25 protein-coding genes and 1 tRNA gene are annotated in these 24,094 nt (G+C 50.9%); 13 read left to right on the top strand and 13 right to left on the bottom strand.

Going from position 1 to position 24,094, the window contains the following annotated elements; all coding sequences use genetic code 11:
• Positions 1-238 precede the first annotated feature (238 nt).
• Positions 239-328: transfer RNA gene (locus tag DL239_RS17380), tRNA-Ser, on the bottom strand.
• A 123-nt stretch (positions 329-451) separates the two neighbouring features.
• Here DL239_RS17380 and DL239_RS17375 point away from each other — a divergent pair.
• The 7 genes from DL239_RS17375 to DL239_RS17345 all read left to right on the top strand — a co-directional run bounded on the left by DL239_RS17375 (position 452) and on the right by DL239_RS17345 (position 6,699).
• Positions 452-1,303, top strand: coding sequence for a DUF2059 domain-containing protein (locus tag DL239_RS17375; protein ID WP_167685373.1), 852 nt, complete (start codon positions 452-454; stop codon positions 1,301-1,303).
• Between the two features lie 218 nt (positions 1,304-1,521).
• Positions 1,522-2,121, top strand: coding sequence for a 50S ribosomal protein L21 (locus DL239_RS17370; protein ID WP_167685372.1), 600 nt, complete (start codon positions 1,522-1,524; stop codon positions 2,119-2,121).
• Positions 2,122-2,132: 11 nt separating this feature from the next.
• Positions 2,133-2,402 carry a 50S ribosomal protein L27 gene (rpmA, locus tag DL239_RS17365; RefSeq protein WP_167685371.1) on the top strand — a complete coding sequence of 90 codons (270 nt, stop codon included), beginning with the start codon at positions 2,133-2,135 and terminating at the stop codon, positions 2,400-2,402.
• A gap of 161 nt (positions 2,403-2,563) precedes the next feature.
• The gene (locus DL239_RS17360) at positions 2,564-3,100 is read left to right on the top strand and encodes a GNAT family N-acetyltransferase (RefSeq protein ID WP_167685370.1); all 537 of its coding nucleotides are present in this window, start codon (positions 2,564-2,566) and stop codon (positions 3,098-3,100) included.
• Between the two features lie 127 nt (positions 3,101-3,227).
• The gene (gene obgE, locus DL239_RS17355) at positions 3,228-4,262 is read left to right on the top strand and encodes a GTPase ObgE (protein WP_167685369.1); all 1,035 of its coding nucleotides are present in this window, start codon (positions 3,228-3,230) and stop codon (positions 4,260-4,262) included.
• Positions 4,250-5,356, top strand: a complete 1,107-nt coding sequence (gene proB, locus DL239_RS17350) for a glutamate 5-kinase (protein ID WP_167685368.1) — start codon at positions 4,250-4,252, stop codon at positions 5,354-5,356. The genes obgE and proB overlap by 13 nt, the downstream gene beginning before the upstream one ends.
• A 77-nt stretch (positions 5,357-5,433) precedes the next feature.
• Positions 5,434-6,699, top strand: coding sequence for a glutamate-5-semialdehyde dehydrogenase (locus DL239_RS17345; protein WP_167685367.1), 1,266 nt, complete (start codon positions 5,434-5,436; stop codon positions 6,697-6,699).
• Between the two features lie 54 nt (positions 6,700-6,753).
• Here the strand turns inward: DL239_RS17345 and DL239_RS17340 are convergent, their stop codons facing one another.
• On the bottom strand, positions 6,754-7,350 hold the full coding sequence (locus DL239_RS17340; RefSeq protein WP_167685366.1) for a histidine phosphotransferase family protein: 597 nt from the start codon (positions 7,348-7,350) through the stop codon (positions 6,754-6,756).
• Between the two features lie 29 nt (positions 7,351-7,379).
• Between DL239_RS17340 and DL239_RS17335 the strand changes: the two genes are divergently transcribed.
• The 5 genes from DL239_RS17335 to tsf all read left to right on the top strand — a co-directional run bounded on the left by DL239_RS17335 (position 7,380) and on the right by tsf (position 11,185).
• Positions 7,380-7,562, top strand: a complete 183-nt coding sequence (locus tag DL239_RS17335) for a DUF3553 domain-containing protein (RefSeq protein ID WP_167685365.1) — start codon at positions 7,380-7,382, stop codon at positions 7,560-7,562.
• 111 nt (positions 7,563-7,673) lie between these two features.
• Entirely contained in the window at positions 7,674-8,444 is a 771-nt protein-coding gene (gene olsB, locus DL239_RS17330) for an L-ornithine N(alpha)-acyltransferase (protein WP_167685364.1), read from the top strand.
• A complete protein-coding gene (olsA, locus tag DL239_RS17325) occupies positions 8,441-9,286 on the top strand; it encodes a lyso-ornithine lipid O-acyltransferase (protein ID WP_167685363.1) in 846 nt (281 codons plus the stop codon). Before olsB ends, olsA begins: the two co-directional genes overlap by 4 nt.
• Before the next feature lie 174 nt (positions 9,287-9,460).
• A complete protein-coding gene (gene rpsB / locus DL239_RS17320) occupies positions 9,461-10,228 on the top strand; it encodes a 30S ribosomal protein S2 (RefSeq protein WP_167685362.1) in 768 nt (255 codons plus the stop codon).
• 81 nt (positions 10,229-10,309) lie between these two features.
• Entirely contained in the window at positions 10,310-11,185 is an 876-nt protein-coding gene (gene tsf / locus DL239_RS17315) for a translation elongation factor Ts (protein ID WP_167685361.1), read from the top strand.
• A 383-nt stretch (positions 11,186-11,568) separates the two neighbouring features.
• Here tsf and DL239_RS17310 read toward each other — a convergent pair whose 3' ends face one another.
• From DL239_RS17310 to DL239_RS17300, 3 genes are all read right to left on the bottom strand, one after another.
• Positions 11,569-12,324 (bottom strand): autoinducer binding domain-containing protein, encoded by a 756-nt coding sequence (locus DL239_RS17310; RefSeq protein WP_167685360.1) that lies wholly within the window; start codon positions 12,322-12,324, stop codon positions 11,569-11,571.
• A 2-nt stretch (positions 12,325-12,326) separates the two neighbouring features.
• A complete protein-coding gene (gene aroQ, locus DL239_RS17305) occupies positions 12,327-12,770 on the bottom strand; it encodes a type II 3-dehydroquinate dehydratase (RefSeq protein WP_167685404.1) in 444 nt (147 codons plus the stop codon).
• Positions 12,771-13,098: 328 nt separating this feature from the next.
• On the bottom strand, positions 13,099-14,322 hold the full coding sequence (locus tag DL239_RS17300; RefSeq protein WP_167685359.1) for an acyl-CoA dehydrogenase: 1,224 nt from the start codon (positions 14,320-14,322) through the stop codon (positions 13,099-13,101).
• A 103-nt stretch (positions 14,323-14,425) separates the two neighbouring features.
• Between DL239_RS17300 and DL239_RS17295 the strand changes: the two genes are divergently transcribed.
• Positions 14,426-15,337, top strand: a complete 912-nt coding sequence (locus tag DL239_RS17295) for a LysR family transcriptional regulator (RefSeq protein WP_167685358.1) — start codon at positions 14,426-14,428, stop codon at positions 15,335-15,337.
• 44 nt (positions 15,338-15,381) lie between these two features.
• Here DL239_RS17295 and phoB read toward each other — a convergent pair whose 3' ends face one another.
• The 8 genes from phoB to DL239_RS17255 all read right to left on the bottom strand — a co-directional run bounded on the left by phoB (position 15,382) and on the right by DL239_RS17255 (position 24,072).
• Positions 15,382-16,071 (bottom strand): phosphate regulon transcriptional regulator PhoB, encoded by a 690-nt coding sequence (gene phoB / locus DL239_RS17290; RefSeq protein WP_167685357.1) that lies wholly within the window; start codon positions 16,069-16,071, stop codon positions 15,382-15,384.
• Positions 16,072-16,074: 3 nt separating this feature from the next.
• Complete coding sequence (phoU, locus tag DL239_RS17285; RefSeq protein WP_167685356.1) at positions 16,075-16,785, bottom strand: phosphate signaling complex protein PhoU; 711 nt, start codon at positions 16,783-16,785, stop codon at positions 16,075-16,077.
• 16 nt (positions 16,786-16,801) lie between these two features.
• Positions 16,802-17,599 carry a phosphate ABC transporter ATP-binding protein PstB gene (gene pstB, locus DL239_RS17280; protein ID WP_167685355.1) on the bottom strand — a complete coding sequence of 266 codons (798 nt, stop codon included), beginning with the start codon at positions 17,597-17,599 and terminating at the stop codon, positions 16,802-16,804.
• 14 nt (positions 17,600-17,613) lie between these two features.
• Positions 17,614-18,951, bottom strand: coding sequence for a phosphate ABC transporter permease PstA (gene pstA, locus DL239_RS17275; RefSeq protein ID WP_167685354.1), 1,338 nt, complete (start codon positions 18,949-18,951; stop codon positions 17,614-17,616).
• Complete coding sequence (pstC, locus tag DL239_RS17270; RefSeq protein ID WP_167685353.1) at positions 18,951-20,429, bottom strand: phosphate ABC transporter permease subunit PstC; 1,479 nt, start codon at positions 20,427-20,429, stop codon at positions 18,951-18,953. The genes pstA and pstC overlap by 1 nt, the downstream gene beginning before the upstream one ends.
• 98 nt (positions 20,430-20,527) lie before the next feature.
• Positions 20,528-21,583: a substrate-binding domain-containing protein gene (locus DL239_RS17265; protein ID WP_167685352.1), complete on the bottom strand. Its 1,056-nt coding sequence runs from the start codon at positions 21,581-21,583 to the stop codon at positions 20,528-20,530.
• A 241-nt stretch (positions 21,584-21,824) separates the two neighbouring features.
• The gene (locus DL239_RS17260; protein ID WP_167685351.1) at positions 21,825-22,865 is read right to left on the bottom strand and encodes a sensor histidine kinase; all 1,041 of its coding nucleotides are present in this window, start codon (positions 22,863-22,865) and stop codon (positions 21,825-21,827) included.
• A gap of 49 nt (positions 22,866-22,914) precedes the next feature.
• Positions 22,915-24,072, bottom strand: coding sequence for a trans-sulfuration enzyme family protein (locus DL239_RS17255; RefSeq protein WP_167685403.1), 1,158 nt, complete (start codon positions 24,070-24,072; stop codon positions 22,915-22,917).
• Between the last annotated feature and the right edge of the window lie 22 nt (positions 24,073-24,094).

Here is a 24,094-nt window from a genome sequence, read left to right as displayed (position 1 = left end):
TGGGAGCTGGAATTGATGTCAGCTCCCGATCGCACAGTGTTTTCCAAGAGCGTTTAGTCTTCGGACAAAACGCCTGTGGCTCCGAAACTTGTTTTTAGTTACCTTAGATGAACCGATAAGTTTTCTTGGAAACGATGGTGTACCCATTGGTATTCTTTTCTGTTTTCAACTGGGTATTGAAACAGCCCGTCTGGGGCAACGTATTGTGTCAGGACTAGAACAAACAGAAAAATGAGTATGGCGGAGAGACAGGGATTCGAACCCTGGGAACCCGTGAAGGCTCAACGGTTTTCGAGACCGCCCCGTTCGACCACTCCGGCACCTCTCCGCGGGGGTCTGGTGAGGCAGCGTTTAAGGATGTTATTGAGGGGGTGCAAGAGGGTTTTCACAGTTCGTTCAAGAAAGTCTGTTTTCCATTGCCTACCCCCTTAAAACACTTAGGTATTGATACATGAAATATTTTCTCACCATACCCGTTTTGTTGATGCAAGGCTTGTTAGCTCTTGTTCTTGCTCTCATTTTACTACCGAATAGTGGATCTGCAGCAGATCGCGATCGGATTGAAGCCTTCCTTGAGGTTACGGGGTTTGACGTTGCGCTGGATAGTATTGCCCTGTCAGCTAGCAGTGCGCCCAATATGCTGGGATTAGAACCCGGGGATTTTGGCGAGGCGTGGATTCGTCTATCTCACCAAGTCTTTGATACGGATGAGATGCACGATCTTGCGTTGCAAATTCTTGAGAAAACCCTGGATGAACAAGCATTGATCCATGCGTCTGAGTTTTATGCCAGTTCACTGGGGCAGCGATTGGTTGCGGCTGAAAATGCGGCGCACATGATCGAGGAAGACGCAGTCGTTCAAGACGCGGGGCGACGAATTATCTCTGACCTTGTCCGTGACGGTGCTGAGCGCTTGGGCATTCTGAAACGAATGGGATCTGCAATTGACGCATCGGACACTGGGATCAAGGCTGTTCAACAGATACAGCTCCGCTTTCTTATGGCGGCACGAGACGCTGGCGTGATTGATCTAGAACTGGGGGTTGACGGTTTAAAAGCGCTTTTGAAGGCGCAGGAAGGTGATTTGCGACTTGCTATGCAGGCGTCGTCATTGGCAGGATCAGCTTACACATATCAGTCATTTTCTGACCAAGATCTTTTGGATTATGTTGTCGCGCTGGAGCATCCTTTGATGCAAAACGTCTATGAGTTGCTGAACGCCGTCCAGTACGAGATTACAGCAAATCGATTTGAGTTGCTGGCATCACGGTTGTCAGAACTTGCCGATGGTCAAGACATATAGAAGAGCAGCGGGGCAGGGTGCCCAGATATCGCGCACTCACGTATTTGCAAGGGCTTGACAGGGTTCCACAACTGCCGCATAAGCCCGCATCCCGGTTCGGAATCTCTGTGCCGGGTTCATTACGTAATCCGTCCCCAGAGGGACGCGCCGTTCGAGGTGGCTTTGGCCGAAACGCCCGATAAGGGGACCATAGAACGCGGTTGAAAAAGGAAAGACGCATGTTTGCGGTCCTCAAGACTGGCGGCAAGCAGTACAAAGTTCAGGCGGGCGATATCCTCCGTGTTGAAAAATTGGCTGCAGATGCTGGCGAAACAATTCAGTTCAATGACATCCTGATGCTGGGCGGCGACGCTCCGGTTGTAGGTGTTCCCTTTGTTGAAGGCGCTGCAGTGCAGGCCGAGGTCGTTGACCAGATCAAAGGCGAAAAGCTGATCCACTTCGTCAAGCGCCGTCGTAAGCACTCTTCCAAGCGCACCAAAGGTCACCGTCAAAAGCTGACCCTCGTCAAGATCACTGAGATCCTGGCTTCGGGCGCTGACAAGTCTGGTGTTAAAGTTGCTACCGGTAAGGGCGATGCTCCTGCTGCTGCCAAAGCTGCTCCGGCTGCTAAAGCAAAAGCACCTGCTGCCGCTGCTGGTTCCGATGATCTGACTCAGTTGACTGGTGTAGGCCCTGCCGCTGCCAAGAAACTGGAAGCAGCTGGTCTGACTAGCTTTGCTCAGGTTGCTGCATTGTCTGCAGACGATATTGCTGCTATCGATGCAATCAAAGTGAAGCCCGAGTGGGTTGAGCAAGCCAAAGATCTGGCTAAAGGCTAAGGAGAGACAGAATGGCACATAAAAAAGCTGGTGGTTCCTCCCGTAACGGCCGCGACTCTGCTGGTCGCCGCCTTGGCGTGAAACTGTACGGTGGCGAAGCAGCCATCTCTGGTAACATCATTGTTCGTCAGCGCGGCACCAAGTTTTGGCCGGGCGAAGGCGTAGGCATGGGTAAAGATCACACAATCTTTGCAACATCCGAAGGCGCTGTTACCTTCCACAAAGGCCTGAAAGGCCGCACCTTTATTTCGGTTCTGCCAGTGGCGGAGGCCGCTGAATAAACCGAACCCACAAGGTTAATAAAAATTTGGGGGATCGGTGATAAGCCGGTCCCTCTTTCTGTTTTTGGCTTTCGTCGTGATTTTGGAAAAACAACGCTTCGTTGGCCGTTTTGGACGCTATTGTCCGTTCAACTAGTACCAATTGACTGAGGAACATCTGTATGAGCCTGGATCAAGTTTTTACTCAACCGGTCATTGAGGCCGAGCGTTTTGTGCTGCGTCCTCTACGGAAATCGGACGAGGGATTGCTATCCCAATATACCGGCGACGAGCGTGTTGCACGAATGACGAGCTCTATACCTCATCCAGTTCCGCCAGGCGCGACAGAAGCGTATATCGCTCGCGCAATGTCCGACGATCGTGAGGAAGATGTCTGGGCGATTGATGGAACCCGTGATGGCGGGGCAGAGCTCAAAGGGGTGATCGGTCTGAAGAGATTGGATCGCAATCAGTCCGAAGTCGGGTTTTGGATTGCTCCGGTGTTTTGGAACTCTGGCCTCGCGTCCGAAGCCTTGAAGGCCCTCGTGGACGCGAACCCGTCGAACAACGCAGCTATGTTCGCTACCGCTTTTCAGGATAATCTTGCTTCGGCCAAGGTTTTGACTCACTGTGGCTTTGAGTATCTAGGTGATGCTGAAACATTTTCCGTTTCACGCGGTGCAGCAGTGCCAACTTGGACCTATAGCAGAAAACTGTGATTGGCGCGCCGCGTATGATGCGTTATGGCAGCCGTTAAGAGAGGTTGGGCAGTTTAGGTCCAGCCTCGGGACACTTGGTACTATTACGTTTGGGGCAGTAATTTGACCTAAACGAAAAGGAGCAGTCATGAAATTCCTCGATCTGGCAAAGGTCTACATCCGGTCCGGCGGCGGCGGTAGTGGCTGCATCAGCTTTCGGCGTGAGAAGTACATGGAGTACGGCGGTCCCGATGGCGGTGACGGCGGCAAAGGCGGTTCTGTCTGGGTCGAAGTGGTTGATGGATTGAACACATTGATTGATTTCCGGTACCAGCAGCACTTCTTTGCCAAAAACGGCCAAGGTGGAATGGGGCGACAGCGAACCGGTAAGGATGGCGATAGCGTTGTCCTGCGGGTACCTGTTGGAACCGAGATCTTGGACGAGGACCAAGAAACCGTTATTGCGGACCTAACCGAAATTGGGCAACGCATTCAGCTGGCAAAAGGCGGCAACGGTGGTTTTGGCAACCTGCACTTCAAAAGTGCTACTAACCAAGCTCCACGGCGTTCTAACCCTGGGCAAGAGGGAGTTGAACGTACTGTTTGGCTTAAGCTGAAACTGATTGCCGACTCCGGCCTGCTGGGTTTACCGAACGCGGGGAAGTCGACCTTTTTGGCAGCCAGTTCCAATGCACGCCCGAAAATTGCAGACTACCCATTCACGACACTGCACCCGAACCTCGGTGTGGTTGGCATTGATAATGCAGAATTTGTTATTGCCGACATTCCCGGTTTGATTGCTGGTGCACACGAAGGCCGCGGGATTGGTGACCGTTTTCTGGGCCACGTCGAACGTTGTTCGGTTCTGTTGCATTTGGTAGATGGTACATCAGATACAATTGCCGAGGATTATCAGACAATCATTGGCGAGCTAGAGGCCTATGGCGGTGAACTCGCGACTAAAACCAGAGTGACAACGCTGAACAAAATCGATGCGCTGGATGAAGAAGAGCGCGCCGAGGCTAAAGCAGAACTGGAGGCGGCCGTTGGTGGTCCTGTGTTCCTGATGTCAGGTGTCAGCCGTGAAGGCCTGCCAGAGGTGTTGCGGGCCGTGAGAGCCGAGATAGAAGATGACCGTGAACGGTCGAAACCCGCTGAGGAGGCGGAGACTTGGCGTCCCTAACTTCTTCAAAACGGGTCGTTATAAAGATTGGCTCCGCCCTTCTGGTTGATCGTGTAAACGGAGTTCTACGAGCTCAGTGGCTACGAGAGCTTGCAGAAGATATTACCTGGCTCCGATCACAGGGTGCAGACGTGGTTTTGGTGTCGTCTGGCTCCATCGCTTTAGGTCGAAGCGTGCTTGGCCTTGTCGGCACCAGTCTACCGCTTGAACAGTCACAAGCCGCAGCTGCCGTAGGCCAGATCAAGCTTGCAAGGGCATATGAGGAGGCGTTGGATCCCCACGGAATAAAGACCGCGCAAGTTCTGGTTACACTGGAAGACAGTGAAGACCGGCGGCGTTACCTCAACTCACGGGCAACGCTTGAAACTTTGTTGGGGTTGGGAGTGGTCCCAATCGTCAACGAAAACGACACCATAGCCACAGATGAGATCCGTTATGGTGACAATGACAGACTAGCCGCCCAAGTCGCCGTGACGGTTGGAGCAGATTGCTTAGTGTTACTGTCTGACGTTGATGGATTTTATAGTGCAAATCCCGGGCTAGATCCAAACGCCGTGCGCTACGACACGGTTGAAAGGATTACTCCAGAGATCGAGGCGATGGCCGGCGATGGTATTTCGGGGCTTTCAAAGGGTGGGATGATCACAAAGCTGATGGCCGCCAAGGTCGCAACAGCGGCAGGTTGCTCTATGGCAATCACTGAAGGATCGCAGTGTAACCCCTTGAGGTTGCTTGAAGATGGAGCCCCTTGCACATGGTTTTCTGCGCATATTGATCCACAAGCTGCCCGCAAACGCTGGATTGCGGCCATGAAACCGCGCGGTGAGATCACGATCGATGGTGGGGCAGCAAGTGCTTTGAAATCCGGGAACAGCCTGCTTCCTGCCGGCGTGACAGATGTTAAGGGTAGTTTTGGCCGCGGCGAGCCGCTGGCCATTCTTAGTCCCTCCGGACACAAGCTGGGGCAGGGGCTTAGCCGTTATACGGACGCAGAAGCCCGGGCTATTTCCGGTCTTCAGACACATCAGATAGAAATAACACTTGGCTATCCAAGTCGTGCAGCCTTGATTCACCGTGACGATATGGCACTCTGAAATTTCTTCTTGTTAAAAAATACCTCCGCCGGAGGCAAAAAATCTCTAGCGCCCAACATGGGAAAGGTTTGAAACGAATGACTGATATTGCGAACATTCCCGAGTTGATGGCAGAAATTGGTGCCCGCGCTAAAGCCGCGTCACAAATCCTGGCTACGGCCTCTGGCGCGGATAAGCGAAAGGCTTTGACCGGAGCCGCCGATACAGTTTGGGCGCGTCGCGCGGAAATCATTTCCGCGAACCAACGTGATTTAGATTTCGGAAGCTCCAAAGGGCTGTCCGCCGCGATGATGGATCGTTTGATGTTGGATGAGACCAGAATTCAGAGCATCGTCGATGGACTGCGTGCGGTTGCAGCTCAGGACGATCCGGTTGGCCAGGTCTTGGATGAATGGGATCAGCCATCTGGCCTAAATATTCAGCGTGTACGTACGCCGTTGGGCGTCATTGGTGTTATCTACGAAAGTCGCCCCAATGTTACTGCAGATGCAGGCGCGCTGTGCCTGAAGTCTGGCAATGCGGTGATCTTGCGTGGTGGGTCTGAAAGCTTTCATTCAAGCCAAGCCATTCAGGCTTGTTTGGCCGAAGGATTGGAAGCAGCAGGGTTGCCTCAAGATGCAATCCAACTGGTTCCAACCCGGGATCGGGCCGCCGTGCAGCAATTACTGACGATGACGGAATACGTCGATGTTATCGTACCACGCGGCGGGAAGGGACTGGTAGGTCTGGTTCAAAGCGAAGCGCGCGTGCCAGTGTTCGCTCACCTCGAAGGCATCGTGCATATTTACATCGACAAAGCGGCTGACGCGAAGAAAGCTCTGGAAGTTGTGCTAAACGCTAAAACCCGCCGAACTGGGATTTGTGGGGCTGCTGAATGCTTATTAATCCACCGAGATATTTCTAAAACTTTGGGTCGGGATATACTCTTTGCCCTGAAGGATGCAGGAGTGGAAATCCGCGCCGAGGAAGGGCTTGCAGGCCCAGACGGTATGGTTACTGCGAGCGATTCAGACTGGGGATGTGAGTATCTCGATATGATCATTTCTGCAAAGCAAGTGGATAGTATCAGCGATGCGATCACCCATATTCGCAAACATCACTCGCAGCACACGGACTGTATTATTACCGAAGATGCACAAGCGGTTCAGACGTTCTTTAATGAGCTGGATAGCGCCATTCTCATGCATAATGCATCAACTCAGTTCGCTGACGGTGGTGAGTTTGGGATGGGAGCTGAAATTGGCATTGCCACAGGTAAGATGCATGCGCGTGGCCCGGTAGGAGCAGCTCAATTGACTAGCTTCAAATATCTGGTTCGCGGAGATGGAACTGTTCGTTCTTAAAAAATAAGCGTCACCCAAATGTAGGTGACGCACTATTCTCAGGCTTGGGGTAAGTCAGAAATTGATCGTGAGCTTGTCTAGGCTTTGTTCCACCCGCACAGTCCGCCCCATACTTGATGCGGCTTCTGGCAACATTGCAAACTGAACAAGGGCAGGGGTGATAGTGGCGGCAGAATGCTCACCACTGATGCGCGCCCAAAGGTCATTGTCGACGTTGATTTTTGTAGCCTCGCCAATCACAGTCCACTTACCGTCCGCACAAAATACCTTGGCGGTGCCTCCATAGGGCATAGCAGTTTCCAAGCACAAAAGGGCCAGGAAAGAAAGTCGGACTTCTTGGCGGTTACAAGGTTCCAGTGGAGACCATTGCAGCTGGAGCCGCGCGCCTTTGCTCATGTCCTCCAGGATTGAAACAACTTCGGCGCGTCCAAGCTGCTGATCACCAGCGCTCCCAAAAGCTACCCTGAAATATCGAATACGAGCATTGGCGTTGCTCACACTATCGGAAATCAGCTCCAACTCTGGACCAGCGAGGTCACCGGACATACCGAGCAGTTCGAGACCGTTATTAATGGCGCCTACAGGGCTGATCAAATCATGGCAGATCCTTGACCCTACCAATGCCGCTAAATCGACGTTATCAATACTCATGTCTTTCCTCCGAATTGGGCCAATCTCTTATGACCGACCTCAACGCGATTTTAGCCCCCGGCATGTTTGTCCTGCATCCAGATCATCCCGAATGGGGAGTAGGGCAAGTGCAGTCAAATATCGGCGGCAAAATCTCTGTAAACTTCCGTGATCAAGGCAAACTCGTTATCGATGGATCCCGAATTGCTCTGACACCAGTATTTGATCCGTGATAACGGTTGATGAACAGTTAACGTAATTCTACAAGTTTTGCTAAAATTGTTGCCAAATCATCGCAATACGGTCTATCTGCGCCAGACTTTGAATTGTGTTAGTTGTTTCTCATGCACGACCTCCTCGTAAATGCTCCCGATTTTTCAGTCAAAATCGCAGACTCACCAGAAGATTTGCGTGCTGCGCAATCGTTGCGGTATCAAGTTTTCATTCAGGAACTTGGGGGAAGTGGTGAATTGGTCGACCACGATGCTAAACTAGAGAGGGATGAGTTCGACGCATTTGTTGATCATTTGCTAGTCCGGGAGAATTCAACCGGCACATTGGCCGGTGTCTACCGACTGTTACGTGAAGATCAGGCAGTCCAAGCTGGACAGTTTTATTCTGAAGATGAATATGACCTGACAAGTTTAAGAAGATCAGGCCGTAAGTTGTTGGAGTTAGGGCGCTCTTGCCTGCATCCAGACTTTCGCGGAGGCACTGCGTTGTTTCATTTATGGTCCGGACTGGCCGAATATGTCGCACAACACCGCATAGAAATCTTGTTTGGAGTCGCCAGTTTTCACGGTACGGACCTCTCGGTTCTGGCCAATCCACTCTCTATGCTGCAGCAGAACCACCTAGCACCATCTAACCTACGTGTTCGCGCAAAAAGCTATCAACCCATGGACTTGGTGCCTCCCGAGAAATTGGATCGACGTCAGGCGATGATCGACATGCCGGCATTGATAAAGGCCTACCTTAGGCTTGGTGGCTGCGTTGGAGATGGTGCCTTTATCGACCACAAATTCAACACCACGGACGTTTTCCTGATCCTCGATACTGAAAAGATGACTGCTCGACAAAAACGGCTATATTCCGGCGGGCGAGGGAACCGATGAGCACAAGCTGGCAAAGTGAAGTTTCCCCTGACCCTATCAAGATAAATGGATTTGGCTGGGGATTGATTGTACTACGGTGTGTACCACTGGCATTGTTGATTTTCGGCGGTTTATTGGTCCTACTGACCTTGCGCCTGTTTGAGCGGCCTTTTTGTGGGTTGCGTCGCCCAATAACGCCTTTCGTGACTCAATTCGTTTGCCGAAACGCTTTGCGCGTGATGGGAATAGGGTTCCGAACCACCGGAAACTTGATGAGAAATCGTGGAGCAGTTGTTGCCAACCATTCATCTTGGTTGGACATCTTTGCGTTGAATGCCCGTAAGCGCATTTACTTTGTATCGAAAGCAGAGGTTGCGAATTGGCCTGGGATCGGTTGGCTGGCACGGGCAACGGGCACGGTATTCATTGAGCGAAATCCAAAAAAGGCTCGCGAGCAAACTTTGCTTTTTGAGCAACGTCTTAAAGCCGACCATAAACTTTTGTTTTTTCCTGAAGGGACCTCTACAGACGGGTTGAGGGTTCTGAACTTTAAATCAACACTCTTTGCGGCATTTTTTAGTGACCACTTAAGGGGATTTATGTTTGTTCAGCCAGTGTCCGTTGTCTATCATCCGCCCAAGAAAGAACCAAACCGGTTTTATGGATGGTGGGGCGATATGGATTTTACTCCGCACTTTCTAAAAACCCTCGCCGTATTGCGTCAGGGTTCGGTGGAGCTAATCTACCATACTCCGGTGCCTGTATCTGACTTTGCCAATCGCAAGAAACTGGCTGCCTATTGTGAAGAAACGATACGTTTGGGCCACCAAACAGGGCGCAATGGTTTGCAAACTGCCGATTAACCTCTTGCCCATTCATTTAAGCTTGCACCCCCACAGAACCTGATCTATACGCGCGGCATTCAAACCCGCAGGCGGGGTTTGGCCTGATTGAGGGAGACATCCTCAACAGACCGCCGGTTGGAGCATCCGCTCTAAGACCCCCGCCGAGGAATAAACCGGAAAGGTAATACGAATATGGCTCTTCCTGAGTTCACTCTTCGTCAGCTTCTTGAAGCAGGCGTACACTTTGGTCACCAGACACAGCGCTGGAACCCACGCATGGGCCCGTACATCTACGGTGCACGTAACGGCATCCACATCATGGATTTGACCCAGACTGTTCCAATGCTGGACCAGGCTTTGCAGGTTATCCACGACACCGTCGCCAAGGGCGGCCGTGTTCTTTTTGTTGGTACAAAGCGTCAGGCTGCTACGCCAATCGCTGAAGCTGCAGAAAAATCGGCTCAGTACTTTATGAACCACCGTTGGCTCGGAGGCACATTGACCAACTGGAAAACTGTTTCCCAGTCGATCAAGCGCCTGAAAGACATCGACCAGAAGATGGAAGTCGGTTTTGATGGCCTGACCAAAAAAGAGCGTCTCGGCATGGAGCGTGACCACGGCAAGCTGCAGGCTTCGCTGGGCGGAATCAGCGAAATGGGCGGTGTTCCAGATCTGCTGTTCGTCATCGACGTGAAAAAAGAGTCGCTGGCCATCGCCGAAGCAAACAAGCTGGGCATCCCAGTTGTTGCCATCGTTGACACCAACTGCTCGCCTGATGGCGTTGACTACGTCATTCCTGGCAACGATGACGCATCCCGTGCGATCTCGCTGTACTGTGATCTGGCTGCTCGTGCAGCTCTGGAAGGTATGTCCACTCAACTGGGCGCTGCTGGCGTTGACCTTGGCGAATTCGAAGAAGCGCTGGTTGAAGAAGTTCCGGCCGAAGGCGCCGAAGCCTGATCCAACCGTCACCGGTTAAATATATGGGGCAGGGGTTTGAACCTGCCCCAAATCCGTTTTTGATTTGAGGAGAGCCAAAAGATGGCAATCACAGCAGCACTCGTAAAAGAACTGCGCGACTCGACCGGCGCAGGCATGATGGACTCGAAAAAAGCCCTGACCGAAACCAATGGCGACATGGAAGCTGCCGTTGACTGGCTTCGCACTAAGGGCCTAGCCAAAGCAGCCAAGAAATCTGGTCGTACTGCCGCTGAAGGTCTGGTTGCGGTCGCTGTTGACGGCAACAAAGGTGTTGCGGTCGAAGTGAACTCGGAAACCGACTTTGTTGGTAAGAACGCCGAGTTCCAGGAAATGGTCGGTGGAATCGCTAAGGTTGCGTTGGGTGTGGACGATGTCGACGCTCTGAACTCGGCTGACATGGGCGGCAAGACTGTTGCAGAAGTCGTGACTGCTAAGGTTGCAACAATCGGTGAAAACATGTCGGTTCGCCGCATGTCGTCGCTGGAAGGCGACGTTGTTGTGTCTTATGTACACAACTCGGTTACTGCTGGTATGGGCAAGATCGGTGTTTTGGTTGCGCTGTCTGGCGGCGACGAAGCACTTGGCAAGCAAATCGCCATGCACATTGCAGCCGTGAACCCAGCTGCACTGAGCGAAGCTGATCTGGATGCCGCTGTTGTTGAGAAAGAGAAGCAAGTCCAGATGGACATCGCTCGTGAATCCGGCAAGCCAGAAGCAGTGATCGAAAAGATGATTGTTGGCCGCATGAAGAAGTTCATCGCTGAATCAACATTGTTGAATCAATCGTTTGTGGTGAACCCCGACCTGACCGTCGAAGCCGCTGCCAAGGAGGCCGGTGCGACAATCACTGGCTTTATTCGCCTCGAAGTTGGTGAAGGCATCGAAGTTGTAAAAGAAGATTTCGCAGCTGAAGTTGCGAAGGTTTCACAAGGCTAAAGCCTACAATTTACGCCGACGTATTCTGACAAGAGAGACCCGTTCCGAAATGGAACGGGTCTTTTTTGTCGACCCATAAAAAGTAAAACGGAGCCGCGTAACCGCGACTCCGTCTCTTGGTTCGAAGTCCTCCTCTAGATGGGGATGGGAGGAGTAACTTCTTTTGGCTCCTACTTGGATACTGATAAATACGCACACAAAGCAGAAAACGAGATGGACTGGTTTGAAATGCAAACGTCTTCACCCGAATGTCCCTTTGGCCAAAGCCACCACTCACGGAACAGTTGTATCATGCGATGTTTTTTACGGTGGTGTAAGTAATGAATACCTTACTTTCATGTGATGGAAGAATAGACTTGAAAGATAAACACTTGCTGTTTTGGCTAAGCTTCCATGACAAACATTTGGTTTTGCAAGGCAGCCTTTAAGACCGCTTGGGCAGTGGTTTCAACACTCAATGAGTCTCGCGCCAATCTGAGATGCTTTTCAACCGTCGCGGCGGTTAAGCCCATCAATACCGCAATATCCTGGGTTGTTTTGCCATCACCGACCCACTGTAGAGCCTCTCGTTGGCGCTTGGTCAAGCCACGGTTCGGAGGAGAGTAGGGCAGGGATAAGATTTTAAGGTGAGCCATATTGTTGATCAGAACAATATCATTTCCGTGTTGGCTCCACATCTCATCCAAGCTTTCCTGAGATGTTCCACGCTTTCCCGCAAGTGAAATAGCTCCCTTGAATCTCTTTGAAATCGAATGAAAGCTAACGGTGTATCCTGCAGTCATTCCCATTCTTTTGTTGAACTCAATGACCCTTAGACCTTCTGGGCTCAACTCTTGATTGGCCTCCATCGCATACGCCTGCCGCCAACTGCAGGCGCCTTCGTTTTCGAGTGCCCAGCGGGTCATCGGAGCGTAAAAGTACAGCCCAGTGTGCATAAAGCCATTTAAGTACTCGTTGCAGTGGTTTGAAAGAATGACAAAATCGTCAGGATCACCCAGAGAGGTTTCTGTCTTGTAGCGGGTGTACCCATAAATCAAGCGATCAAAGCCGTACTGAGCCATTTGGTCGACATGCCCAACCCAAAGCTCTTCCAAACTCCGGCAATTGGAAATGAAATGTAGAAACTCTGTCAGTTTCATCTTCAACCAGGCTCTTCAAGGTGAGAGATCAAAGCGCTGATTGCCATTGTATAGCCCTGCGGCCCAAGTCCACAGATTTGTCCGATTGCGATCTTTGAAACGTAAGACACATGCCGAAAGTCTTCTCGAGAGTGAATATTTGACAGATGCACCTCGACACAAGGTAACTCAACCGACGCGAGAGCGTCCATGAGGGCTATGGACGTATGCGTATAGGCACCAGCATTCAAAATAATACCCTGATGGTTTCCTTTGGCAGCATGGATTGCGTCGATAAGAACTCCTTCGTGGTTAGATTGCTGGCAAACAACTTGAATACCCAGAGTCATTGCGTGCTCGACGCACATCCCTTCAATCATATCCAAAGTAACCGAGCCGTAGACTTCTGGCTGTCTAGTCCCAAGTAAATTGAGATTTGGGCCGTTCAAAACCAAGATGCTACGCATTTCAATTAGATCCTTGTGCATTCAATTAGGAACGGTTTATGACAGTCAATCCCAAAAGTCTAAAGGGTGCTTATGAAATACTTGTCTTTTATCAAATTAAATTGACACTTGGAGCATAATTACAAAACTGATGAGCGACTAGGCTGAAAATCTTCGTAACGTTCAACGTCGCACCCCAATAATGAAACATAATACCGATTATGCGAAATCTTTTAAGGCGACCAAAACGCCCATATACTCGTTTAATGTGCTTGCGCACGCACCGTCACCTAAGGATACCCGCTGGCCCTTAGTCAATGAACAAGGACCAACGAGGTTCTGACGAATGTTAGAAGAATGCTTGAAGGCCAGTTTGAGCGCGTCCAAGGATCAAGGCATGAACATCGTGTGTTCCTTCATATGTATTGACCGTTTCCAGATTCATCATGTGGCGGATCACTTGGAACTCAAGAGAAATTCCATTGCCACCATGCATGTCTCGGGCATGGCGCGCGATTTCAAGGGCTTTGCCGCAGTTGTTCCGCTTTACGATCGAAATCATTTCGGGGGCAGCTTTGGCTTGGTCCATCAGACGTCCAACTTGCAGTGATGCTTGTAGGCCTAGTGTTATCTCAGTTTGCATGTTTGCAAGCTTCAGCTGGAATAACTGGGTCTGTGCCAGCGGCCGATTGAACTGGTGCCGATCAAGTCCATATTGCCTTGCTGCGTGCCAGCATGCCTCTGCTGCACCAAGTGCGCCCCAGCTGATCCCGTAGCGTGCGCGGTTCAAGCACCCGAATGGTCCCTTCAAACCCTCTACATTTGGTAGCAACGCGTCTGCATCGATTTCGACACCGTCCATCACAATCTCACCTGTGATCGAGGCCCGCAGTGACATCTTGTTTTCAATCTTCGGCGCACTCAGCCCTTTCATTCCCTTTTCCAGGATGAAGCCGCGGATCTTGTTTCCGTGTTCTTCAGACTTAGCCCAAACGACAAACACATCCGCGATCGGAGCATTTGAGATCCACATTTTTGACCCGGTTAGCCTGTAGCCGTTCTTTGTCTTTTCAGCACGTGTTTTCATACCAGCTGGATCTGAACCTGCATCAGGTTCTGTTAAACCAAAGCAACCGATCGACTCACCAGTTGCGAGTTTTGGCAAGTATTTTTGTCGCTGCTCTTCACTGCCATAGGCATAGATAGGATACATGACGAGCGAACTCTGAACAGACATCATTGATCGATATCCGGAATCCACTCGTTCCACCTCACGCGCGACCAGGCCATATGCAACATAGCTGCCGCCCAATCCGCCGTATTCTTCCGGAATTGTAGTCCCCAACAATCCCATGTCTCCCATTTCACGGAAAATGGAAGGATCGCAGTCTTCATTGGCATATGCGCTGTCAACTCGTGGCTGTAGCTTTTCTTGACTGTAAGCCCGAGCAGAATCCGCAATCATGCGTTCGTCTTCACTCAGCTGGTCAGTCACACGCAGTGCATCAGTCCAGTCAAAACTGTTTAGATCTGGTGCATCTTTGGCGCGTAGCGCTGGTTTGCTATTGGTCATTGATCGTGCTCCTAATTGAAATTCACTTTTGCTCGAATTTTAACTCTGACGAGCCTAGAGAAAAAGCGAGACTTTCACGACTAAACATGAGTATTAGTCATACATGAAAACTCCTCGACGTTTACTCCCGTCTATTTCGTCTTTACGGGCCCTTGAATCGCTTGATCGGTTGCAATCCGCCTCTGCTGTGGCTGAAGAGATGTCTCTAACACAAAGTGCAGTAAGCAGACAGTTGCAGTCACTGGAACAGCAACTAGGCATGGATCTTATCGTTCGGGATAAGAAACGTCTGGCATTGACCGCAGACGCGCAGGACTACGCAGCAGATGTTCGACAGGCATTAACACAAATTTCCCAAGCGACTTTGAGAGTTCAAACAGCCCCTTTGGCTGGGACTCTTAGCTTGGCCATTCTCCCTGCTTTTGGTATGCGCTGGTTGATGCCAAGGTTACCCGATTTTTCGAGATTGCATCCAGAAATTACAATAAACATGGCTACTCGACTAGAAGAGTTCAACTTTGCAGTAGAACCATTTGATGCAGCACTACATTTCGGGCACGCAGATTGGCCCGGAACTCAGTCACTGCTATTGAAACACGAGCAGTTGCTTCCGGTGTGTGCCCCATCGTTATTAGGTGGAACAAAAATCTTCTCTCCGGCAGATATTCTGAATCTTCCACTGCTCCATATCCAAACGCGCCAATTGGCCTGGAAGCATTGGCTTTCAAGTCAGATTGATATCTCTCAGAGGCCTCTTTCAGGGACGATGTATGATCAATTTGCAACCATTAGTCAGGCGGCCTTACATGGTTTAGGGGTCGCATTGATGCCAGACTATCTGGTTGAACAGGACTTGGCCGCAGGCCGTTTGGTGGCCTTGCACCCTACCCCAATTGAAACTAGCGGTGCATACTATTTGGTCTGGCCTGAAACGAAGAGCCGCCATGCAGCCCTCACAAAGTTTAGAAATTGGTTGGCGACGAAGTCGCAACCAGAGGATCCTTTACCGCGCTGAACACCCTGTTTTTAATGTGTACTGTTTTGTACAGTTAAGACACGTTATCCAAGAGAGTATCCGGCCCCACGGACGGTCCGCAGAGGGTCATCTCCTCCAAATTGACCTAATGCCTTACGCAGTCGACCAATATGCACATCGACAGTTCTTGTGTCGACATAGATATCCCTACCCCATACGCGGTCGAGCAATTGCTCCCTGCTCCAAACACGCCCCGGTTTTTCCATGAAGGTCGTAAGCAAGCGGAACTCAGTAGGACCTAGCTTCAACTTTTGTTTTGCACGACTTACTCGGTGAGTTTCAGTATCCAAAACGATGTCCTCAAAAGACAATCGAACACCCACGGTCGAGGGCCGTACCCGTCGCAATTGGGTACGTACTCGTGCCATCAGTTCGATCACAGAATAGGGTTTGATAACATAGTCATCCGCACCGGTTTCCAAACCGCGCACTTTGTCAACTTCTTCGGTACGTGCTGACAGCATAATGATGGGAATGGCAGCAGTCTCCGGTCGTGACTTCAGCCTCCGGCAAACTTCTATACCGCTCAGGTTAGGCATCATCCAATCCAACAATACGATATCCGGATTCTCCTCCGAGACGATCAGCAGTGCCTCCTCGCCATCTTCAGCCTTGATAACCCGAAACCCGTCAGCTTCCAGATTGTAACAAAGCACCTCTCGCTGTGCCATTTCGTCTTCGACAACCAAAACGGTTGGCTGATCCACTGACATTTGTCAGATCTCCTGAACTTTGGTAGATGTGGTGTCGGCCTTGATGCGGCCTTCATCTGGTCGTTCGCCAGTCACCAAATAGATGACCTGTTCGGCAATTGCGGTGGCGTGATCGCCCATTCGCTCGGTGTTTTTGGCAATGAAATGTAAATGCATACAGGGAGTTATGTTGCGAGGATCTTCCATCATGAATGTAAGGAACTCTCGAAACAGAGCATTGTACATCTGGTCCACGTCGTGATCACGGGCAATTACATCTTCTGCTAGCTCAATATCGCGCTGGATGTACGCATCTAGTGCGTCGTTCAGCATCCGCTCAACCTCGCGTGCCATTCGACGCAGCGCAGATGTGCCCTCTCTGACCGTTGGGCCCTGGGCTAGTACCACGGTCCGCTTGGCCATGTTCTTTGCGTAGTCACCAATGCGTTCCAAGTTGGCCGAGATCTTCATGACCGATAGAACAAGACGCAAATCACCGGCTGTGGGCGATCGGATAGCAATTAATCTCGCGGCTTCCTCGTTGATTAATTCTTCTAATGAATCAATATCTTTGTCGCGTCTACGAACCTCTATCGCCAGTTCTTCGTCGCTGGTTTCCAAGGCCCGCGCCGCGTCGATGATTGCGGCCTCGACCAGCCCGCCCATTTTCATAATCCGTGCCTGAATAGCCTCTAGGTCGCGGTCAAAGGCGGATGCGATGTGTTGCTCTTCCATGTCTCGTCCCTTTGGGTCAGCCGATACGGCCGGTGATATAGCTTTCGGTGCGCGCATCTTGGGGGTTAGTGAAGACGTGCCCAGTCTCGCCAAACTCCACAAGGTTGCCCAAATGGAAAAAGGCGGTTCTCTGGCTCACGCGTGCCGCCTGCTGCATGGAATGTGTCACAATCACCACGGAAAATCCCTGCCGTAATTCGTCGATCAGCTCTTCGACCTGTGCGGTGGCAATGGGATCCAACGCAGAACAGGGTTCATCCATTAAGAGCACCTCAGGTGCGGTTGCTACTGCGCGGGCAATACAGAGCCGTTGCTGCTGCCCACCTGAGAGTCCAGTTCCAGGAGCGTTAAGCCGATCCTTGACTTCATCCCAGATAGCGGCACGGCGGAGTGCGGTTTCTACGATCTCATCCAACTCGCTTTTGGTATTATACAGCCCGTGAATTTTGGGCCCATAGGCAACGTTGTCATAGATCGATTTTGGAAACGGGTTGGGTTTCTGAAACACCATGCCAACCTTGGCGCGTAGTTGCACCGGATCCACGCGCTTGTCGTAAATATCTTCTCCATCCAATAGAATGTTCCCTGATACTTTACAGGCTTGGATGGTGTCGTTCATTCTGTTCATGCAGCGCAAGAAAGTCGATTTACCGCAACCAGACGGGCCGATGAAGGCGGTAACAGTCTTGTCTTCGATCTTAACGTTCACATCCTTGATCGCATGTGTATTACCATAGTGGACCTGCACATTTCTGGCCTCGATCTTGATGTCTTGCGTTTCCACTTTTCGCTCCAAGAGCGTCATATCGTTCATAGCTTATCCCCTTCCTACCAGCGGCGTTCAAAGCGACGGCGCAGTATTACCGCAACCGTGTTCATGGTGACCAAGAAAAGCAGAAGAAGGATGATACCTCCCCAAGCACGTTCATAAAAAGCAGGGTCTGCCCGCTTGGCCCATTCGTAAATCTGCGCTGGCATCGCCGAGTTGGGTGACATCAGGCCTTCTGCAATAGTGTCAGGTGCATTTGAGGCGATAAATCCAACCATTCCAATAAGTAGTAGCGGCGCAGTTTCACCCAAAGCCTGAGCCAACCCGATGATTGTACCGGTCAGTATGCCGGGGGCTGCCAGAGGCAGTACATGATGGAATACGGCCTGCATGCGTGAAGCCCCAATTCCTAGAGCCGCGTCACGAATACTGGACGGCACTGCACTTAGCGCCGCGCGGGTCGATATGATAATGGTCGGAAGTGTCATAAGTGTCAGCACCAGACCGCCAACCAATGGCGCCGACATTGGCAAGTGCATATAATTGATGAAGACCGCCAGACCAAGAATACCGAAAACAATCGACGGAACAGCCGCGAGGTTTGAGATATTCACCTCGATTATGTCAGTCAGCCAGTTTTTTGGAGCAAATTCCTCAAGATAGATCGAGGCGCCAACACCTATCGGTAGTGAAAGCGCCAGTACTACCATCATCATTGACAGCGAGCCCAGCATCGCCACCCCCATGCCGGCGGCTTCCGGTCGTTGATCCGAGGCATCTGCACCGATGATGAAATCAATATTGAAGGTCTTTTCAACCACACCAGCCAACACCAGTGCATCCACCAGATCCAACTGCGCAGGAGAGATGTTTTTGTCGTTGTCGATGCTTTCTCGATGAACCCTGCCCTTCAAATATCCATCAACGCGGCTGGATGCCAGAAAACGAAACTCAACTGTGTCACCAATGCGGTCCGGATTGTTTATGACAAAATCTCGTAACTGTGCTGCGGCACCTTTAGAGAGAAGGCCCACTAACTGTTTGGATTTCAACCCAGTTTCAACGCCCAGCTCTTCAACTTTTGCGGTGACAGCGGACTTGATCAGTGGTGCATACCCAAAGGTCGACACCTTTTTGATGTCAGACAGGTTGCGGTTGCCCTTTTTGTCGAGCTTCTTTTCCAGCAATTCGACCTGCAGCGTTATAAAGGTTTGCTGATAGGCACCCCACCCTTTGCCAATGATGGTAGTCACTAGCACGAACAACATCAGTAGGCTCACCGCAATTGCCGCTATTCCAAACGCCTTGAACCGGGTCTCGGCAGCGTTACGCTTCTTAGTACGTGCACTTTGTGCCAACAAAGAGCCGCCATGTGCTTCTTTTGTGATATGACTCATCAGTCGTACTGCTCTCGATAAGTTCGCACTATATACAGCGCCAGAATGTTCAGCCCCAAAGTCAGCACGAAGAGTGCCATTCCCAAGGCAAAGGCTACCAGCGTTTCAGGACTGGCGAAATCTGTATCGCCAGTCAATTGGCTGACAATACGTGTCGTAATTGTAGTCATTGACTCCAGTGGGTTGCCCGAAAAATTTGCAATCGCCCCTGCCCCCATGACGACAATCATGGTTTCACCAATCGCACGCGACGCCGCCAACAAGACTGCACCAACAATGCCTGGCAGCGCCGCCGGGATTACCACTTGCCGAACTGTTTCAGATTTGGTCGCGCCTAGCCCAAGAGAGCCATCGCGCATTGATTGTGGCACCGCATTAATGATGTCATCTGACAACGATGACACAAAGGGGATCAGCATGATGCCCATCACCAACCCAGCAGTCAAAACCGAGGTGGCACCAGTCATCCATTCTACCCCCAACAATCCATCGTCACCCCGACCAAACACACGCACCAGCATTGGGCCAATCGTCAATAGTGCGAACAACCCGTAAACAATTGTTGGGATCCCTGCCAGAATTTCCAGCAGTGGTTTGGCAAACGATCGGGTGGCGGTGTTGGCATATTCGGAGAGGTAAATCGCCGCAAATAAACCAATAGGAACGGCGACCAACAGCGCGATAAAGGAGATATACAGAGTACCCCAGAGTAGTGGCAGTATCGAGAGTTCGCTATCTCCTCGGAAATTAGGTGCCCAAGTTGTACCAAAAAAAAAGTCGCGCCAGTTGTGCAGGCCAAAGAAGTTGATGGTTTCAAACAGCATTGAATATACAATACCAATCGTTGTCAAAATCGCCAACGATGCCGCGACAATCAGCAACGCCATCCCCCCACGTTCCACTGCATTGCGGGCACGATAATCTTTGTCGGTTTGGCCATAGGATCTTGAGAACCCGACCAAGGCAAACAAGCCCACCACAATGGTCATCATCAGGCGACCATCATGAGACATAGTACGGTAGCGGCGTGCGGCATCCAAGATCTCGGGGCGCACGTCAGATCCCAGCGCAATCCCTAAGTCGCCAAGACGGCCCCGCAGATCAGAAGCTTCGGAATCCAAAATCTCAACTTCACCAGCAGACATAAGTCCTTGGTATATTGCGATATCCAGCCCTTCAGAAACTCGGCGGACGTCGCTCATCACAAGGCTAAGATTGACATTTTCCGGAATCATTTCCAACGGGATCATCGCCGCAACGTGAGATTCGATAAACAACGGCTGTGCAAGCAGCCAAACGGAAAGAACAGCCAAAGGTGGAACCGAAATCGATAGAGCGACATTTGTCCCATAATAGGACGGCAAGGAATGAAGGTTCCTTACTTGCCCACCGGCCGACACCAAAGCGCGATGGCGCCCAAGGGCAAAGCCGGCGGTGGACAACAGGATCAAACAGGAGATTAGCCAGAAAGTGGTCATCAACAGCTCCATCGGGATGTCGGGGCAAGGGGATGTGGTTCAGCTCGTGACCGGGGCAAAAACTTCGCCCCGGTTTGGTTTTTCAATCGGATTACCGATTAGGAGGCACCACCCAGGATAGTTTCTTCGGAAACGGATTCCTGAGTTTTCTCAAGCTCTGGATCTGAGACCAAACCATATTCAGCCAATGGTCCGTCGGGGCCGGCGACTTCATCAGCCACGAAGAACTCTGTGTATTCTTTCAGGCCGGGGATGACGCCGATGTGGGCTTTTTTGACGTAGAAGAACAGTGGGCGTGAAACCGGGTATTCACCGGTTGCAATGCTTTCTGTCGATGGAACGATCCCGGACATAGTCGCGACCTGTAGCTTGTCTGTGTTGTTTTCATAGAAAGCCAGACCAAAGACACCTATTCCGTCTTGGTTGCTTTCTATGCGCGCCAGTGTTTCGGTGTAGTCACCGTCGATGTCGACCGAACGACCGTCAGTCCGCAAAGAGATACATGCTTTTTCAGCGGCTTTTTTCTTGGCCTTGGCGCTGTCACCTTCGGCAGCTTCCAACAGAAAGTCAAACGCGCCAGTGGCTTCACAACCGGCCAAGATAACTTTGTCTTCAAACACTTCGCGGGTACCGTGCTTTGTACCAGGGATAAACGCCTGAATCGACTGCGCCGGGAAATTGGCGTTCACGTCGGCCCAGGTTTTCGCAGAGTTGGCCACCATCTGCCCGTCAACCAGTACCTCGTTAGAAAGGGCTAGGAACCAGTCCGTAGGTGTGAATTCAAATGAATTGCCGTGAATATCGCTCGCAAACACGATCCCATCATAACCGATGCGGACTTCGATGATATCGGTCACACCCTGTTCAGCACATTTGGCAATTTCTTTATCTTTAATTTTGCGTGAAGCATTTGCCACATCGATGGTGTTTTCACCAACACCTTCACAAAAACGTTTCAGACCGGCAGAAGACCCTCCGGATTCAACAACAGGTGTCGGAAAGTCAAAATTTTCTCCGAAGGCTTCAGCAACGATCGAAGCGTAAGGCAGAACAGTAGAAGAACCTGCAACTTGAACTTGGTCTCGGGCGCTTGCAGCAGATGCAGTTACGGTGGCAATGGCCAGGGCAGAAGTAGACAATTTCACAAAGGACATCTCATGTTTCCTTGAGCAGAATAAAAGTCGATCATCCCATGATGATCTTACCGCCACTGTTAATGGGGCTGCGTGAGACTTTTGTGACGGCGATGTAACAGACGTATGACAAAGTAGACGAAAGTCTGAAAAAAACACGCGTTCATGAACCTTTTTCATCTTGAGTTTGGTTTGCCAAAGGTCCGTTTGCTAAATTCCGAAACAAACAGTTCGATTCTATCAATAATAAGATGTTGAAGCGCTACAGCGGGAGCGTGACACAGAAACGAGATCCCTGCCCCAGCACGCTCTCCACACGAAACCTACCCCGGTGACGATTTGTAATATGTTTGACAATAGCAAGACCTAGACCGGTACCGCCTAATTCGCGTGAGCGATGATTGTCTGCACGATAAAATCTTTCCGTTAGACGCGGCAAATGGATCGAGTCGATACCGGGTCCGTTGTCTATCACTTGAACCGTTACTGCGGAACAGCGCAAAGCCGGATCACGGTCGTTCGTTAACAGTTTAACCTGAACTTCATCCCCGCCGTATTTGATGGCATTTTCAACTAGATTTGTAAAAACCTGCTGCAGTTGATCAGGATCCCCCAAGACCGTTACTGTATCACTGCTGGCATTCAGGATCAGCTCGACACTGCTCGATTTAGCGAGTGGTTCCAAAGACAACAAAGTCGATCTTAACAAAGCTGACAGGTCCACTTGTGTCCTTGGCCGGACCCTTTCCTGGCTTTCAACGCGGTTCAAGGACAATAAATCTCCAACCAGACGGTTCATCCGGCTTGCCTCACCCTCCATGATAGATAGGAACCGATCCCGGGCGTTTGCATCATCCTTTGCGGCCCCGCGCAGGGTTTCAATGAAACCCATCAATGCCGTCAGTGGAGTGCGCAACTCATGGCTGACGTTGGCAACAAAATCACGCCGCATGTGGTTAGCTTGCACGCGTTCTGTGACGTCCACAAAAGTTAGAAGCACTGCACCTTTGTTTCCCTCCCCGATGCCAGAAACATAGCGCAATGTAAGCTCATGTGAGGTCTCCTGTGACCTATTATTGGACAAATGCTGTGTATTACGCGCTTTTTGATCCTTAAGGCAGGCTTCAATCGCACTGATCACCCCAGGCTGTCGCAAGACGGTCGCAAAATGGCGGCCGCGTATTTTCATACCGAACAGTTCTGAAACTTCGGAGTTTGACCCAAGTATACGTTCACTCTGGTCTACCAGCAGTGAAGGTAGAGGAACGGCTGCTAGAAAACCATCAATCAAATTTTGCGACATTGGCCCCTCGTTTGGTTTGTTTAGCGGCCTGTATACCTGCCCAATGTAACTAACACGTGGCCGTGTTCACCGCATGGGTGAACACGGCTAAAAGAGGCTCGGGATCTTCAAGACCGACTGAAACTCGAAAGAAACCTTCGCTGAGGCCTAGTTTCATCCGCTCAACTTCTGTCAGCCCACGATGTGATGAGGACGCCGGATGTGACAAGGTCGTACCCACATCGCCAAGTGTTGGGGCAAAATTCAAACCATCAGCCTCACGCGTGAAAATATTGGCTGCTGTCCGTCCACCTGTCAACTCAAAACTAACCATATTACAGCCACTTACCCCAAGAAGCTCAGTTGCTAAGCCATTATCAGGGTGGTCATGTCGCGTCGGGTAAAGAACCCGTTTTACTCCGGGCAAACCTGCTAAATGATCCGCCAATAGTGCAGCTGTTTCCTGGGTTCGGTCGAACCTCAATTCAAACGACAACATGCCTCGCTCTGCCAGCCAACAATCGAAAGGACTGGGGGTCATTCCGGTGGTTATAGCAAACACCCGCATCTGATCATTTATCGCTTGGTCGCGAGCCACAGCATAACCTAGCATCACATCCGAGTGCCCAGCCAATAGCTTGGTGATTGAATGGATTACGATATCAGCGCCATGATCGAATGGTCTAAACCCACGAGGCGTTGTGAAGGTATTATCTACAACAAAAAGAATGCCCTCTTGTTCACAAAGCTTCGCCAACCCTTTGATATCAGCGACGGACAGTGTTGGGTTAGAAACAACTTCTACCAATATCATTTTGGTTTCAGGGTTAATTTCGGCTTTTACCGCCTGAACATCGCCTGGGTCAACCAGGCTGGTTGACATGCCCAATCTTGGCAGATCTTCCTTCATTAACCGCAATGATCGACCGTATAGTTGATTAGCGCCGATTACATGATCGCCCGCTTTTAGTAGACCTAAAACTACCGCGGAAACGGCCGCCATACCCGAACTGGTTACTATGCCTCCCGATATCCCCTCCATTGCGTCCAGACGCTTGGCCACGACATCGGCATTGGGGTGACCTTCGCGTGAATACGTGTAGCCCTGCACCCTGCCCTCATATTGGGCGTCAAGCTCATCTGGGGTTTCACTTGCATATACCACAGATGGGCTAAGTGGCGTCACAACCGGGTGGCTGACACTGGTTGGGAGCGGATCGGGCCGCATCATTGAACCTTTGGAGTTACGC

This window comes from Parasedimentitalea denitrificans (assembly GCF_011813015.1).
Lineage (GTDB): Bacteria > Pseudomonadota > Alphaproteobacteria > Rhodobacterales > Rhodobacteraceae > Parasedimentitalea > Parasedimentitalea denitrificans.
The sequence above is the reverse complement of the archived record's forward strand: the minus strand, read 5'-3'. Positions and strand labels throughout refer to the sequence as shown.

Excerpts from the sequence above, each read along its gene's own strand:
- DL239_RS17375 (WP_167685373.1), top strand. The coding sequence starts at position 452 with ATGAAATATTTTCTCACCATACCCGTTTTGTTGATGCAAGGCTTGTTA.
- DL239_RS17370 (WP_167685372.1), top strand. The coding sequence starts at position 1,522 with ATGTTTGCGGTCCTCAAGACTGGCGGCAAGCAGTACAAAGTTCAGGCG.
- rpmA (WP_167685371.1), top strand. The coding sequence starts at position 2,133 with ATGGCACATAAAAAAGCTGGTGGTTCCTCCCGTAACGGCCGCGACTCT.
- DL239_RS17360 (WP_167685370.1), top strand. The coding sequence starts at position 2,564 with ATGAGCCTGGATCAAGTTTTTACTCAACCGGTCATTGAGGCCGAGCGT.
- obgE (WP_167685369.1), top strand. The coding sequence starts at position 3,228 with ATGAAATTCCTCGATCTGGCAAAGGTCTACATCCGGTCCGGCGGCGGC.
- DL239_RS17345 (WP_167685367.1), top strand. The coding sequence starts at position 5,434 with ATGACTGATATTGCGAACATTCCCGAGTTGATGGCAGAAATTGGTGCC.
- DL239_RS17340 (WP_167685366.1), bottom strand. The coding sequence starts at position 7,350 with ATGAGTATTGATAACGTCGATTTAGCGGCATTGGTAGGGTCAAGGATC.
- DL239_RS17335 (WP_167685365.1), top strand. The coding sequence starts at position 7,380 with ATGACCGACCTCAACGCGATTTTAGCCCCCGGCATGTTTGTCCTGCAT.
- olsB (WP_167685364.1), top strand. The coding sequence starts at position 7,674 with ATGCACGACCTCCTCGTAAATGCTCCCGATTTTTCAGTCAAAATCGCA.
- olsA (WP_167685363.1), top strand. The coding sequence starts at position 8,441 with ATGAGCACAAGCTGGCAAAGTGAAGTTTCCCCTGACCCTATCAAGATA.
- rpsB (WP_167685362.1), top strand. The coding sequence starts at position 9,461 with ATGGCTCTTCCTGAGTTCACTCTTCGTCAGCTTCTTGAAGCAGGCGTA.
- tsf (WP_167685361.1), top strand. The coding sequence starts at position 10,310 with ATGGCAATCACAGCAGCACTCGTAAAAGAACTGCGCGACTCGACCGGC.
- DL239_RS17310 (WP_167685360.1), bottom strand. The coding sequence starts at position 12,324 with ATGAAACTGACAGAGTTTCTACATTTCATTTCCAATTGCCGGAGTTTG.
- aroQ (WP_167685404.1), bottom strand. The coding sequence starts at position 12,770 with ATGCGTAGCATCTTGGTTTTGAACGGCCCAAATCTCAATTTACTTGGG.
- DL239_RS17300 (WP_167685359.1), bottom strand. The coding sequence starts at position 14,322 with ATGACCAATAGCAAACCAGCGCTACGCGCCAAAGATGCACCAGATCTA.
- DL239_RS17295 (WP_167685358.1), top strand. The coding sequence starts at position 14,426 with ATGAAAACTCCTCGACGTTTACTCCCGTCTATTTCGTCTTTACGGGCC.
- phoB (WP_167685357.1), bottom strand. The coding sequence starts at position 16,071 with ATGTCAGTGGATCAGCCAACCGTTTTGGTTGTCGAAGACGAAATGGCA.
- phoU (WP_167685356.1), bottom strand. The coding sequence starts at position 16,785 with ATGGAAGAGCAACACATCGCATCCGCCTTTGACCGCGACCTAGAGGCT.
- pstB (WP_167685355.1), bottom strand. The coding sequence starts at position 17,599 with ATGAACGATATGACGCTCTTGGAGCGAAAAGTGGAAACGCAAGACATC.
- pstA (WP_167685354.1), bottom strand. The coding sequence starts at position 18,951 with ATGAGTCATATCACAAAAGAAGCACATGGCGGCTCTTTGTTGGCACAA.
- pstC (WP_167685353.1), bottom strand. The coding sequence starts at position 20,429 with ATGACCACTTTCTGGCTAATCTCCTGTTTGATCCTGTTGTCCACCGCC.
- DL239_RS17265 (WP_167685352.1), bottom strand. The coding sequence starts at position 21,583 with ATGTCCTTTGTGAAATTGTCTACTTCTGCCCTGGCCATTGCCACCGTA.
- DL239_RS17260 (WP_167685351.1), bottom strand. The coding sequence starts at position 22,865 with ATGTCGCAAAATTTGATTGATGGTTTTCTAGCAGCCGTTCCTCTACCT.
- DL239_RS17255 (WP_167685403.1), bottom strand. The coding sequence starts at position 24,072 with ATGCGGCCCGATCCGCTCCCAACCAGTGTCAGCCACCCGGTTGTGACG.